This window comes from Rhizobium sp. BK591 (genome assembly GCF_014195045.1).
Classification (GTDB): Bacteria; Pseudomonadota; Alphaproteobacteria; order Rhizobiales; family Rhizobiaceae; genus Rhizobium; species Rhizobium anhuiense.
Genome location: NZ_JACIAZ010000002.1, coordinates 169,834 through 183,795 on the forward strand (window position 1 = coordinate 169,834; position 13,962 = coordinate 183,795).

A 13,962-nucleotide genomic window follows, 5' to 3' on the forward strand; every position below is an offset into this window, starting at 1 on the left:
AGGCGATCTTCCTCCCTTACAGCGCCCAGCGTCATATAGGACGCACAAAGGACGCTGTAACACTTTGATCTACGTGTCTTCTTGCCACAGGATAGCGTCCGCGAAAAGCGGTTGGGGAGGTTAGGGTTCGAAGCTCTGGCGGATGATGAGTTCCGGAATGACGCGCTCGTACCCTGGAGGCGCATCGGGGTTTTCAAGCCGCCGCTCCATCAACTCGACGGCGCGCAATGCCATGGTCAGCGGATCCTGGCGGAAGGTGGTGAGCTGATAGCTCAGCCAGGCGGATTCCGGCACGTCGTCGAAGCCGATGACGGCGACATCCTCGGGGATGCGCAGCCGCGCTTCCAGGCGCACGACATCCATCAGCCCGAAGGCGAGCTGGTCGTTGACGCAGAAGACGGCGTCGGGCTTGATTTTTTCCGAAAAGAGCGCGCGCCCGGCAGTGACGCCGCCATCATAATCGGAATCGCCGCCGCGCCCGACGACGACGGATGCACCGAGCGACCCGGCCGCCAAAAGGAAGGCGTTTTCGCGCTCGATGATGGCAGGCGTTCCCGTGTTCGAGCCGATGACCGCCAGCCGCCGTCTGCCGCTTTCGTAAAAGGCCGTCGCCGCCTTGCGGGAGGCTTCGGAATTGCCGGCGCGCACATGGTCGGCGCCGGGTTCCGAGCGGCCGATCACGACGAGCGGCTGGCCGTTTCGCTGTGCGAGTTCGAAAAAACTCGCCGGCGGCGAGCCGGAGAGGATGATGATCGCTTCGGCGCGGTGGCCGATCAGCATCTTCTGGGCGGCGAGCAGCTCGTCTTCCGTCTGGCCAGTGTTGATGAGGATAGGGATGCTGCCGCGTTTGATCAGGCTTTTGGCCAGTGCTGCGGCGAGATGCGCGCGAAAGCCCAGCTCCGGCCGCGTGGCGACGATGCCGACGAGACGGCTCCGGTTGGCAAGCACGCCGCGCGCCAGGTCGTTGACGTGATAGCCGAGTTCTTGCGCTGCCCGCAGCACCTTTTCCCGCGTTGCCGGCGCCACGCTGGCGCCCGGCGTGAACGTGCGCGACACGGCCGAGCGCGAAACGCCTGCCAATTGCGCGACCTGCTCGGCGCTGACGAAGCGCATGCGTTCTTTCTTCGGCGCCTTGCCGCCGGTCCCCGGACCATCATTCATCGGCTTTCAGCTACTGCTCGTCTCTTACAGCCGAATGACAGGAAGCGCATGGGCAGCCAGAATTTTTGATGAGAATGCCGAGGCTGCAGGACGCAACCTCGGCGGATGGGCGAAAATAATGAGATCAACGCCTTAAAAGGCGCTCAGCTCCGCTACTCGCAGACCTGCACGGTTTCGGTATGATAGCCGCCGTCATAGCGGTTGCGGACGTCACGGTCCTCATACCAGCATCGCGGCGCGGGTTCGACATAGCGAGGGCCATCGACATAGCGGGGACCGCCATCGACGTAACGGGGGCCGCTATTGGCGATCGCGCCGCCGATCAGGCCGCCGACGACACCTGCGGCAACGCCGCCGGCGATGACACGACCGGTGTCGTTGTGATGATGGCGATCACGCGCGGCAGCAGGCTGAATGGCCGATCCAACAAGGGCCGTGGCGATCAACAGGCTGCTTATAACTCTCTTCATAACGTTCTCCTCAGTGGCAACTGGGTCCCCCGATAGGAGATAAATGGGGCAGCACGGCGTTTGTTCGTTCAAACTTTGCAACAGGCATTAATGCATGCTGCCCGAGTCAGGTCGCCGATTGCGCCGCCGTCGTCTCTTCCAGCACGTCTTCGGGAATGTCGTCGAAGGAGGCGTAGTTGAGATTATAGAGCTTGGAATAGAGCTTGCCGTTCTTCATCAGCTGGCGGTGGTCGCCGTTTTCGATGATTTCGCCGTTCTGCAGCACGATGATGCGGTCCGCCTCGCGGATCGTCGCCAGCCGGTGGGCGATGACGAGGCCAGTGCGGTTTTCGAGCAGCTTCACCAGCGCCTTCTGGATCAGCATCTCGGTATAACTGTCGATATTGGCCGTTGCTTCGTCGAGCACGAGGATCTTCGCGTCCGCCACCAGGGCGCGGGCAAAGCTCAAAAGCTGGCGCTGACCGAGCGAAAGATTGCCGCCGCGCTCACCGAGAACGCTGTCGTAACCATCGGCCAGTCGCAGGATGAAGTCGTGCGCGCCGACGGCCTTCGCCGCCTCGATCACCTCTCCACGCGTCGCCTCCAGCTTGTGGTAGCGGATGTTTTCGAAAACAGTGCCGGTGAAGAGGAAGGGCTCCTGCAGCACCATGGCGATCTGCGCCCCGAGCGAATCCTGGGTCAGATCACGCACATCATGGCCGCCGACCAGCACCTGGCCCTGCTGCACATCGTAAAAGCGATGGATCAGCGACATGCAGCTCGATTTGCCGGACCCGGTCGGCCCGACCAGCGCCACCGTCTCGCCGGGATTGACCTTGAAACTGACATGCTTGAGCACCGGATGTTTCGGATTGTAGCCGAAGACGACGTCCTTGAATTCGACCGAGCCGTCCATGTCGCGCGACAGCGCCGTGGCACCAGGCGCATCCTTGATGTCGACAGGCACGTCGAGCACTTCGGTCAGCCGCTGGCCTGACGCCATGGCGCGCTGCATCACCGAATATTGCAGGGTCAGCGAACGGATCGGGTCGAAGAAGCGCTGGATATAGAACAGGAAGGCGATGAGCACGCCGACATCGAGCGCCTGGTTGAGCACGCGGGCGCCGCCGACGACGATGACGAGCGCCATTGCCACGCCGGTCAGGCTGTCGACGATCGGCACCATCACCTGCGCATAACGCGCCGCTGTCAGATGCGTCTTGAGGTTGGCATGCGCCTTGTCGTCATAGAGCGTGAAGTTGACGCCCTGCCTGTCCATGCTTTGGACGGCGCGCACGCCGTGGATCGCTTCGGCGAGTGCGCCGGCAGCAACCGAATTGGTCTCGTGCGCGGCCATGAAAGATTTGCGGGCGAGCGGCAGCCAGAACAGCCGGACGATGAACAGCACCGGCAGCACCGAGAGCGTCAGCAGTCCCAGCTTGAAATCGAGATAGAGCATCACGAATACGATGCCGAAGAGCAGCACGATGTCGCCGACGGAAAGCACCGAGGTTTCGAGGAATTCCTGCATGGAGTTGACGTCGCCCTGCAGGCGCGACATCAGCCGGCCCACTTCGGTCTTGTCCATGAAGGAGAGCGAGACGCGCTGGAGATGCGAAAACATTGCCTTGCGGATATCGAAGAGCACCTCTTCCGCCACGCCGCCGACCAGCGTCTCCTGTGCGTAGCTCGCCGCATAGTTGATGAGGATGGCCATCGTGAAGGCGACGATCGACCAGATCAGCGCCGAATGGTTGCCGCCCGGCGACATGCCATGGTCGATGGCATAGCGGATGATCAGCGGGATGATGAGCTGCATCATCGTGAAGGTCAGAACGGCGACGACGGACCAGAGGACCTGACGGCGATAGGGGTGAACGAAAACCCAGATGCGCTTGATGATGTTGCCGTCGAAGGCCCTGCCGAACATCTCCTCCTCGACGCGATGCGAACCGACCACCGCCCGCGGCGGGCGGCGTCCATCCTCGCGAACGTCGGGACGCTCGGTTTCCAGTTCCTCGGCCATGACATTCCTCCCGCGGCCATCACTTCCGGTGGCCTGCATAGTCACTACACATTCCTCTCCACTTGGCAGCAGAGGGGAACATATCCGTTGCTAGGCGCTCAGCGCCTCGTCGCCCGGCCGCACCTGAAGGTCGTAGAGCGCCTTGTAGCGCCCGCCGAGCGAAAGCAGCGCCGCATGCGTGCCGCGCTCGACGATCCGGCCGTCTTCGACGAACAGGATCTGGTCGGCATGCATCAGCGAGCTCAGGCGATGGGCAACGATGATCGTTACGCGGTCAGCGGCATAGCGGCGCATGGCGCCGCGGATGCGCTGCTCCGTGGCCGCATCGATTGCCGCCGTCGAATCGTCGAACACCATCACCGCCGGCTTCAGCATCAGCGCGCGGGCGATCGAAAGACGTTGCCGCTGGCCGCCGGACAGCGAAACGCCACGCTCGCCGACGACAGTGCCGTAACCGGTGGGCAGGCCGAGCACGTAATTGTGGAGCTGGGCGCTTTCGCTGGCGCGCTCGATGCGGCCTTCCTTCGCCCACGGGTCGCCATAGGCGATATTGTTTTCGATCGTCGTGGTGAACAGGAAGGAATCCTGCTGCACGACGGCCACCGCCCGGCGCAGCGATTGCAGCGTCGCCTTGCGGATGTCCTGGCCGTCGATGGTGATCTTGCCGCCGGTGACGTCGTAGAAGCGCGGGATGAGATGGGCGATCGTCGACTTGCCGCTGCCCGGAGGTCCGACGATGCCGATCGTCTGGCCGCGCCTGGCTTCGAAGGAGACATCGTGGAGCACAGTGCGCTTTTCCGAACCCGGATAGGCGAAGCTGACATTCTCGAAGCGCAGCACGCCATCGGTGAGCTTCAATTCCTTCGCATCCGGCGCATCCTTGATTGAAATGTCGAGGTCGAGCAGGGCAAAGAGGCGCGTGCCGCAGGTGGAGGCGCGGGCAAAGGCGTTGACCATCAGGCCGAGCTGGCGCACCGGCATCTGCAGGATGGTCATGAAGGTCAGGAACGAGGCCAGCGTGCCGACGGTGATCTCGCCCGACATCACCTTGCCGCCGCCGACCCAGAGCACCAGGCCCATCGCCGCGAAGAAGGAGAAGGTCATGGCGCTGGTATTGGTGACGCGGATGCCGACGCGCTGATGCGCGAGCGCCAGCGCATTCTTCGACGCCGCCTCGAATTTCGACATTTCGTGGTCCTGCGCGGCAAAGGCGCGCACGACGCGGATGCCGCCAAGATTCTCCTCCATGATGCGGGTCAGCACCGAAAGCCGCTCCTGCAGGTCGAGCCAGGTGGCGCGCAGCCTGAGCTGCGTCACCGAGGAGCGCCAGCCGACGAAGGGCACGAAGGAGAGCGCCAGCAGGCCAAGGACGATATCGGTCGACAGGAGCATATAGGCGCCGATTCCGATCAGGATCGACAGCAGGATCATCCGGACGAGCGCGGTGGAAAAATACATGCGCACGCCTTCGAGGTCGAGCAGGCCGACGGTGATCAGGTCGCCGGAATGCACGGTGTCATGAAAGCTGAAGGAGAGCCGCTGGATCTTTTCGTAGCAGGCCAGCCGCAACTCGTAGCCGATGTGATGGCCGACCGATTCGCTGTAATAGTTCTGGACCATGGTGAAGAGGCCGCGCAGCACGCTGGCCCCGAGCAGCAGCAGCGCCGTGGTCAGAAGCGCGTCCTGCGCCACCTGGCCCGCCGCTCCGCCGCTCATCGCCATCTGCGTGTGGTCGACGGCCTGGCCGAGAAGGCGCGGGATCATCAGCTGGAAGGTAGAGGCGACAAGCGTGGCGCCGATCGCAAAGCCGGATTGCCAGGGGTGGCGGAAGGCCATCATGGTGATGCGCACCAATGTGTAGAGGCCTCGGCCCCAGCCTGCCGCAGTTGCAAGCGCCATCGAAGCCGAAGGCTTCGTCGCGCGTGTTAACGCATCGCTGCTCACGGTATTTTTTCCAATAGATGTGTGGTCGGACGCTGGCCCGAAAAGACGGCAAATCCATGAAGGGATTGATAGCATCTTCACTTTTGCCGATTCCATTTGGGGGTTCAAGTAAAGAATTCACCAGTTGGTTATTTTTACGTGAGGTCGCCTCGCCACCCCGGCGGGAACAATCTGCACGCGAACGGGTTGCAGCAGGCGAATGCCCGACAGCCAGCCTTTACCGGAGAGACCCATGCCGCTCAAAGCTCTCGCCCTCAATGCCACGCTGAAGACCAGCGACGCCAAGGAGGCGTCCTCGGCCGACCGGATGATCGGCCTGATAGACAAGGCAATGTCCGCGCACGGTGTCGTGACCGAGGTGCTGCGCCTTGCCGATTTCAACATCAAGCCGGGCGTCACCTCGGACGAAGGCGCCGGCGATGACTGGCCTGATATTCGCGCAAAGCTGCTCTCCGCCGACATCCTGCTGATGGCGACGCCGATCTGGCTCGGCCAGCCATCCAGTGTCTGCAAGCGGGCGCTGGAGCGCATGGACGCCTTCCTCGATGAGGCGGACGATCAGGGCCGTATGGTCTCCTATGGCCGGGTCGCGGCCGTCGCCGTCGTCGGCAACGAGGACGGCGCCCATCACGTGTCGGCCGAGCTCTTCCAGGCGCTGAACGACGTCGGTTTCACCATCCCCGCGAATGCGGTCGCCTATTGGGTCGGCGAGGCGATGGGTTCCACCAATTTCGCCGATCTAGACAAGGTGCCGAAGGTCGTGACGACATCAGTCGAGACGCTGGCGCGCAACACGGTGCATCTGGCAACCCTGCTGAAGGCCAAACAATATCCGGGCGAGGGCAGTTGAAGAGGGGCGGCCCGGCCGGACTTTATCCGAAATATCTGTAAATTATCTTTATATTTCAATTGATTGAAACGATGTGGCAATAAAGCTCTTGCCACATGCGCCATTTAGCGCTTTCATACACTACTAGTTTAATAGACTATGGACGAGCGTGATTGCTCCCCTAGTTTCCTTGCGGGGCCGCTGGTTCGGACCCCCGATGCCGCGGCAGATGTTGCGAATGGCCGCATGAACCTCATCAACGCATGATCCGCTGTTTTATGCGTTGAAACCTCGATCGACCCATAGTGCGGATGAAGCCGCAAAGGAGTTGCGATGACGGTTCAGGGACTTTTTTCGGCGAGAGCCAATGCGGCGGCGCAGATCTCGGCCGTGCCGCGCATCGCCATCGTCGGGCGCGGCTTTTCGGGCATGATGACGGCGATCGCGCTGATGAAGACGGTGCGCGCGCCCTTCCATCTGCAGCTGTTTGATCCGAATTCGTCGGTCAGCGGCGGGCAGGCGCTGGCTTCAGCCCGCTCCTCGACGATCCTCAACACCCGCGTGCGCGATCTTTCGGTTTCGCTCGGCGATAATGACGATTTCAACGACTGGCTCTGCAGCAACGCCGCCTTCCGCGCCGCCGTACCGGCGGCCATCCCCGGATTCCGGCAGATCTTCGTGCCGAAGGAAATTTTCAGCGATTATGTCTACCAGCGCTTTTCGGAGGCGCTGGCCGCCCGCAGGGACATCACCGTCCAGGTCTGCAACGATCCGGTCGTGGCGATCCGAAGGAGCCACGGCAACCGCTTCCTGCTCGAAAGCGCCAATCCCGCCAATCCGCTGTTCGATACCGTGATGCTTGCCACCGGCTACGGCCTGACTGCGCCGGATGCCGGCGAGCAGGAGGCTTCGCCGGTCAGAGCCCAGCGCCTGGTGGCTCGGCCGCATGCCGTGCTGCTCGGCAGCGGCATCCGCGTCGTCGACCAACTGCTGCAGCTGCGCGATTCCGGTTATGCCGGCCAGGTGACGATCGTTTCCCGGCACGGCTTTCTGCCCCAGAGCCATACGCCGAATTCCGCCGATCCGGTCTTCCCGGCCGAAGCGCTGCCGCAGAGCCTGCCTGACATCGTCCACTTCATCCGCCAGGCCTGTCGCGAGGCGGAGGAGGAGGGCCGGAGTTGGCAATCGGTGATGAACGGCCTCAGGAAACACGCCCGCTCGCTTTGGCGCTCGCTGCCGGCGCGGGACAAGCATCAGTTCAACCGGCACCTCAGGGCGATCTACGACAGCCATCGCAACCGCCTGCCGGAGGCCATGCACCTGCGGCTGAAACGCGAGCTCGCCGAGGGTCGCACGGTGCTGCGCCGCGGCCGCGCTGGTCGGCGGGGCCTGAGCGGCCTGTTCTTCACGCCGGCCGGTTCCGCTGCCGAGGAAGTCATCCATGCCGAGCGCATCATTGACTGCCGCTGTCAGGCGCCGGATCTTTCCGCGCCGCTGATGCAAAGCCTGCTTTCGGCCGGCCTCGCCATGCCGGACGAGCTGTCGCTGGGGCTGGCGGTCAATGCGCGTGGCGAGCCCTTCCTCGAGGACGGTTCGACGGTCGCCGGGCTCTTTGCCGTCGGCCCGCTCGGCCTTGGCAGCCTGCCCGATATCGATCTCGTGCCGGAGATCGTCTCGCAGGCCTATGCGGCTGCCGAGCGCGTCGGTGAGCGGTTCTACCCGCAGGTCAAGGCCGTCTGAAATTCGAGGCTGTTTCGGAACCATCCGCCCGCCGCTGCGTTATAATGCGCTGGTGGTTAAGAGGGGCCGATGGAAGCGCTGAATCGACATGATACGTCTCTCAACGAGGAGGGACGCTTTCGCCTTCTGGTCGATGCCATCACCGACTACGCCATCTATATGCTGAGCCCTGAAGGCATCATCACCAGCTGGAATACCGGCGCTCAGCGCTTCAAGGGTTACAAGCCTTCCGAAATTCTCGGCGAGCATTTCTCCCGTTTCTATCTGGAAGAGGACCGCGCAGCGGGAGTTCCGGCGAGGGCTCTCGCCACGGCGGCGGAACACGGCCGGTTCGAGGGGGAAGGCTGGCGCCAGCGCAAGGATGGCAGCCGCTTCTGGGCGCATGTGATCATCGATCCGATCCGCCGTCCCTCAGGCGAGCTCATCGGCTTTGCCAAGATCACTCGTGATCTGACCGAACGCAGAGCAGCGGAACAGACAATCCGCCAGAGTGAGGAACAGTTTCGCCGGCTGATCCAGGGCGTCTCGGACTATGCGATCTACATGCTCGATCCCAACGGCAACGTCAGCAGCTGGAATTTCGGCGCCGAGCGTATCAAGGGCTATCGGCCTGATGAAATCATCGGCCGGCATTTCTCGACCTTCTACACCCCCGAGGATCGCGCCACCGGCGTGCCGGAGGCCGCTCTCGCCATTGCGCGCGCCGAGGGCCGGTTCGAGCGGGAAGGCTGGCGCATGCGCAAGGACGGCACCCGTTTTTGGGCGAGCGTCGTCATCGACGTCATCCGCGACGACGAAGGCGGCGTGCTCGGTTTCGCCAAGATCACCCGCGATATCACCGAGAAGATGGAGACTCAGCGGGCACTGGAGCAGGCGCGCGAAGAGCTCTTCCAATCGCAGAAGATGGAAGCCATCGGTCAATTGACCGGTGGTATCGCCCATGACTTCAACAATCTGCTGATGGCTGTACTCGGCAGTCTCGAAATCCTCAAGAAGCGCATGCCGCAGGATATCTCCCTGACGTCGTTGGTCGACAATGCCATGCAGGGTGCTCAGCGGGGTGCTGCCTTGACGCAGCGTATGCTGGCCTTTTCCCGCCGGCAGGAACTGCTGATGGAGCCGATCGACGTTTCCGGCCTGGTCCGCGGCATGATGGATATGCTGAGCCGTTCGCTCGGACCACTGACCGTGATCGAAACCTCTTTCCCGGTCAGGCTGCCGACGATCCTGACCGATCCGAACCAGCTCGAGATGGCGATCCTGAACCTCGTTGTCAACGCCCGCGATGCCATGCCGTCCGGGGGCCGGATCGTGCTTCGCGCGTCCGAGGAATCGGTGCCGGCGGGCAAGGGTCCGCTGCCGCCCGGCCGCTATGTCCGCATCGCGGTGATCGATGAAGGCGAGGGCATGGATGCAAAGACGATGGAGCAGGCAATTACTCCGTTCTTCACCACCAAGGGTATCGGCAAGGGCACCGGCCTCGGGCTTTCCATGGTGCAGGGCCTTGCGTCCCAGTCCGGCGGCCGCCTCATGCTGAAGAGCAGCCTCGGCGAAGGCACGACGGCTGAAATATGGTTCCCGGTCGTCACTGTCGAGCGGGTGACCGAGGCCGCTGCCGGCCTGCCGCTAGGCGAGGACAATGCGCCGCGCCGGCTGCGCATCGTTGCCGTCGATGACGATGGTCTGGTGCTGATGAACACGACGCTGATGCTGGAGGATCTCGGCCATACGGTGTTCGAGGCGATGGCGGGTTCCGAGGCGCTGGAGATCCTGCGCAAGCAGAAAGTCGACTTGGTAATCTCAGACCATGCCATGCCGCGCATGACTGGGGCACAGCTCGCCCAGGCGATCCGCAAGGAATGGCCCGATATGCCGATCATCCTCGCAACCGGTTACGCCGAGATCCCCGAAGGGGCAGGCATCGTTGACCTGCCGCGCCTCGGCAAGCCGTTTTCGCAAGCGCAACTCGCCGAGGCGATCAGCCGGATCGCTTCATAGCGGCTTTCTCGCCGCGAAGAATGAACACCAGCAATGCCAACACCATCGCCGCCAGCCCGTACCAGGTGATCGCATAGAGGAGATGGTTGTTGGGAAAAGCGATGATCGTGAGGCCGCCGACAGGCAGGCCGCCCGGATTGGCCGTGGCATCGGCGTCGATGAAATAGGGAGCGACCGCACTGATGCCGCGCTTTTCAGCGATCGCCGCGACATCGCGTGAATACCACCGGTCGGCTGCGACGTCGTTGGATTGCAGCAGCGATCCCTTCGGCTCGGTCATGCGCATCAGCCCGGTGATCTCGACCGGGCCGGACAGTTCGCCCTCGCGGCGCGAGGCCGAGTCGCGTCTGTCGGTCGGCACGAAACCGCGATTGACGAGGATCGATGCGCCGTCGGCAAGTGTGAGCGGCGCCATAACCCAATAACCTGGACCGAGTATCGTGGAGGCATAGACCAGCGTCTCCTTGTCGTTCGCCAGCATCCCCACCGCGGTCACCCGCCGATATTCGTCATCGGCGGCATTGACCTTGCTCCACTCGGCGCGCGTCGGGGCAGGCACGGGTGCGGCATGCACACGCTGGTCGACGCGGGCGATGAGGTCGCGTTTCCAGGCGAGGCGCTCAACCTGCCAGGTGCCGAGTGCCGCGAGTGCTGCGGCAAGCAGGATCAGGCAGACGGCGAAGACCGCGCGTTTTACCTGACAACGCCGTTTTTCCGAGGGAGCCTGCGGGTGACGCTGCCGCCGCCCCTTCGTAGCAGTCACGGCATGTTCTTCATCATTTCGGGGCTCATCGGCATCATGTTGGTGTTGAGATGATGCATGACCCAGAGCGAGCCGGAGAGCGCGATGGCGACGATGATGAGGGTGAAGATCAGCGCCATGATCGTCCAGCCGCCCTCGCTCCTGGTGTTCATGTGCAGGAAGAAGACCATATGGACGACGATCTGGATCGCGCCGAGGCCCATCACCAGCACCGCCGTCACCGCCGGGCTTTCGAACACGCCTGCCATCACAAGCCAGAAGGGAATGGCGGTGAGGATGACGGAGAGCACGAACCCCGCCATATAGCTGCGGAATGTGCCGTGGCCGGCCTGATGGCCGTGGCTGTGGCCGTGATGAGCCTCGTGGGCATCCTCATGTGCAGGTGCTTGCGAACTCATCCGAGAACTCCCAGCAGGTAGACGAAGGAAAAGACGCCGATCCAGACGACGTCGAGGAAGTGCCAGAACATCGAAAGGCACATCAGGCGGCGGCGGTTGGCCTCGATCAACCCGTGCATCGACACCTGCACCATCAGCGTGATCAGCCAGATGATGCCGAAGGTGACGTGCAGCCCGTGCGTGCCGACCAGCGTGAAGAAGGAGGAGAGGAAGGCGCTGCGCGTCGGCCCGGCTCCCTCATGGATCAGGTGGATGAACTCGTAGAGTTCGAGCCCGATGAAGGCTGCGCCGAACAGGCCGGTCACACCAAGCCAGAACAGCGTTTCCGCCTTGGCGTTCCGCTCCATCTGCAACATGGCGAAGCCATAGGTGATCGAGGAGAACAGCAGCATCGAGGTGTTGACGGCAACGATCGGCAGATCGAAGAGATCGGCCGGCGACGGGCCGGCGGCATAGTTGCGGCCGAGCACGCCGTGTGTGGCAAACAGCACCGCGAAGATCAGGCAGTCGCTCATCAGATAGAGCCAGAAACCGAGATTGGTGCTGTTCTCCGGATGATGATCTTCCGTCAGGTAGAATTCAGGCTTTTCGGCCGTGTCGATGGTGTGATCGCTCATGGTCTCTTACACCTGCTCGGCAAGCAGCGCGGTGCGCTTGCCTTCCGTTTCGGTTACCTCTTCGGCGGGGATGTAGAAGTCGCGTCTGTAGTTGAAGGTATGGCCGATCGCCACAGCCAGCATGGCGACGGCGGAGACGACCACCAGCCACCACATGTACCAGATCAGGCCGAAGGCAAGCGCGACGCTGATGCCCGACAGGATTGCGCCGGTGCCGGTGTTCTTTGGCATGTGGATCGGCCGGAAGCCTTGCAGCGGACGCGCATAACCGCGGTTCTTCATGTCGTACCAGCCGTCATGATCGTGCACGACGGGCGTGAAGGCGAAGTTGTAATCCGGCGGCGGCGAGGAGGTCGACCATTCCAGCGTGCGGCCGTCCCACGGGTCGCCGCTGTCGTCGCGCAATTCCTCGCGCTTCATGAAGCTGACGACGATCTGGATCAGGAAGGCGGCGATGCCGAGTGCGACCAGGCCGACGCCGAAGGCGGCGATGATGAACCAGATCTGCAGCGACGGGTCCTCGAACTGGCTGACCCGGCGGGTGACGCCCATCAGGCCGAGCACGTAGAGCGGCATGAAGGCGAACCAGAAACCGATCTGCCAGAACCAGAAGCTCAGCTTGCCCCAGAAGGGATCGAGCTTGAAACCGAAGGCCTTCGGGAACCAGTAGTTCACGCCGGCGAACATGCCGAAGAGAACGCCGCCGATGATGACATTGTGGAAATGGGCGATCAGGAACAGTGAATTGTGCAGCACGAAATCGGCCGGCGGCACGGCAAGCATGACGCCGGTCATACCGCCGATGACGAAGGTGACCATGAAGCCGACCGTCCACAGCATCGGCACCTCATAGCGGATGCGGCCGCGATACATGGTGAAGAGCCAGTTGAACATCTTCGCCCCCGTCGGGATCGAAATGATCATCGTGGTGATGCCGAAGAAGGAGTTGACGCTGGCGCCCGAGCCCATCGTGAAGAAGTGGTGCAGCCAGACGATGTAGGACAGGATCATGATCACACAGGTGGCGTAGACCATGGAGGCGTAACCGAACAGGCGCTTGCCGGAGAAGGTGGCGACGACTTCCGAGAAGATGCCGAAGGCCGGCAGCACCAGGATGTAGACCTCCGGATGACCCCAGATCCAGATGAGGTTGATATACATCATCGGATTGCCGCCGAGGTCGTTGGTAAAGAAGTTCGTGCCGGCGTAGCGGTCAAGCGACAGCAGCGCGAGCGTCGCCGTCAGGATCGGGAAGGAGGCGACGATCAGCACGTTGGTGCAAAGCGCCGTCCAGGTGAAGACCGGCATCTTCATGAAGGTCATGCCCGGAGCCCGCATCTTGACGATGGTGGCGATCAGGTTGATGCCCGACAGCGTCGTTCCGACGCCGGCCACCTGCAGCCCCCAGATATAATAGTCGACGCCGACGCCCGGACTGTAGGCCGCCCCCGACAGCGGCGGGTAGGCGAGCCAGCCGGTCTGCGCGAACTCGCCGATGAACAGCGACAGCATGATGATGATCGCGCCGGCGGTGGTCATCCAGAAAGAGAAGTTGTTGAGGAAGGGGAAGGAGACGTCGCGTGCGCCGATCTGCAGCGGCACCACGAAGTTCATCAAACCGGTGACGAAGGGCATCGCCACGAAGAAGATCATGATGACGCCGTGGGCGGTGAAGACCTGGTCGTAATGGTGCGGCGGCAGATAGCCCTCCGAACCGTTGAAGGCGATCGCCTGCTGGATGCGCATCAGGATCGCGTCGGAGAAGCCGCGCAGCAGCATGATGACGGCCAGGATCACATACATGATGCCGATCTTCTTGTGATCGACGCTGCAGATCCAGTCGCGCCAGAGCGGACCCCAGAACTTGAAATAGGTGATAAGGCCCAGCACCGCGATGGCGCCGATGACGACGCCGATGAAGGTCACGACCAGGATCGGCTCGTGATAGGGGATGGCATCGAGGGTCAACCGGCCGAAGACGAACTTCAGGAGGTCAGGATTGGAAAACATGGAACAACCCGTTCATTATGTCTTGCG

The 13,962-nt window shown here is 62.6% G+C and carries 11 protein-coding genes; 3 read left to right on the forward strand and 8 right to left on the reverse strand.

The features are described 5' to 3' along the window. Nucleotides 1–120: 120 nt before the first annotated feature. The 4 genes from FHX10_RS07900 to FHX10_RS07915 all read right to left on the reverse strand — a co-directional run bounded on the left by FHX10_RS07900 (nt 121) and on the right by FHX10_RS07915 (nt 5,688). Nucleotides 121–1,161, reverse strand: a complete 1,041-nt coding sequence (locus tag FHX10_RS07900; protein ID WP_097595619.1) for a LacI family DNA-binding transcriptional regulator — start codon at nt 1,159–1,161, stop codon at nt 121–123. A 152-nt stretch (nt 1,162–1,313) separates the two neighbouring features. Continuing rightward, a complete protein-coding gene (locus FHX10_RS07905; RefSeq protein ID WP_047612619.1) occupies nt 1,314–1,631 on the reverse strand; it encodes a hypothetical protein in 318 nt (105 codons plus the stop codon). Nucleotides 1,632–1,737: 106 nt separating this feature from the next. After that, nucleotides 1,738–3,636 (reverse strand): ABC transporter ATP-binding protein, encoded by a 1,899-nt coding sequence (locus FHX10_RS07910; RefSeq protein ID WP_097630783.1) that lies wholly within the window; start codon nt 3,634–3,636, stop codon nt 1,738–1,740. 90 nt (nt 3,637–3,726) lie between these two features. Further along, complete coding sequence (locus FHX10_RS07915; RefSeq protein WP_179869510.1) at nt 3,727–5,688, reverse strand: ABC transporter ATP-binding protein; 1,962 nt, start codon at nt 5,686–5,688, stop codon at nt 3,727–3,729. Between the two features lie 124 nt (nt 5,689–5,812). Here FHX10_RS07915 and FHX10_RS07920 point away from each other — a divergent pair, with 124 nt between their 5' ends. The 3 genes from FHX10_RS07920 to FHX10_RS07930 all read left to right on the forward strand — a co-directional run bounded on the left by FHX10_RS07920 (nt 5,813) and on the right by FHX10_RS07930 (nt 10,147). Then, complete coding sequence (locus FHX10_RS07920; RefSeq protein WP_097595621.1) at nt 5,813–6,430, forward strand: flavodoxin family protein; 618 nt, start codon at nt 5,813–5,815, stop codon at nt 6,428–6,430. Between the two features lie 312 nt (nt 6,431–6,742). Further along, the gene (locus FHX10_RS07925) at nt 6,743–8,149 is read left to right on the forward strand and encodes an FAD/NAD(P)-binding protein (RefSeq protein ID WP_097595622.1); all 1,407 of its coding nucleotides are present in this window, start codon (nt 6,743–6,745) and stop codon (nt 8,147–8,149) included. A gap of 69 nt (nt 8,150–8,218) precedes the next feature. Next, on the forward strand, nt 8,219–10,147 hold the full coding sequence (locus tag FHX10_RS07930) for a PAS domain-containing sensor histidine kinase (protein WP_028758837.1): 1,929 nt from the start codon (nt 8,219–8,221) through the stop codon (nt 10,145–10,147). Here the strand turns inward: FHX10_RS07930 and FHX10_RS07935 are convergent. Genes FHX10_RS07935 through cyoB form a run of 4 tightly spaced genes read right to left on the reverse strand, consistent with a single transcriptional unit; the run spans nt 10,128 to nt 13,935 of the window. Continuing rightward, nucleotides 10,128–10,910 (reverse strand): SURF1 family protein, encoded by a 783-nt coding sequence (locus tag FHX10_RS07935; protein WP_097595623.1) that lies wholly within the window; start codon nt 10,908–10,910, stop codon nt 10,128–10,130. The genes FHX10_RS07930 and FHX10_RS07935 overlap by 20 nt on opposite strands. Beyond that, nucleotides 10,907–11,308: a cytochrome o ubiquinol oxidase subunit IV gene (gene cyoD, locus FHX10_RS07940; protein WP_028756182.1), complete on the reverse strand. Its 402-nt coding sequence runs from the start codon at nt 11,306–11,308 to the stop codon at nt 10,907–10,909. The genes FHX10_RS07935 and cyoD overlap by 4 nt, the downstream gene beginning before the upstream one ends. Further along, complete coding sequence (cyoC, locus tag FHX10_RS07945; protein WP_028758835.1) at nt 11,305–11,925, reverse strand: cytochrome o ubiquinol oxidase subunit III; 621 nt, start codon at nt 11,923–11,925, stop codon at nt 11,305–11,307. The genes cyoD and cyoC overlap by 4 nt, the downstream gene beginning before the upstream one ends. Nucleotides 11,926–11,931: 6 nt before the next feature. After that, nucleotides 11,932–13,935, reverse strand: a complete 2,004-nt coding sequence (cyoB, locus tag FHX10_RS07950; protein WP_028758834.1) for a cytochrome o ubiquinol oxidase subunit I — start codon at nt 13,933–13,935, stop codon at nt 11,932–11,934. Nucleotides 13,936–13,962: the final 27 nt, after the last annotated feature.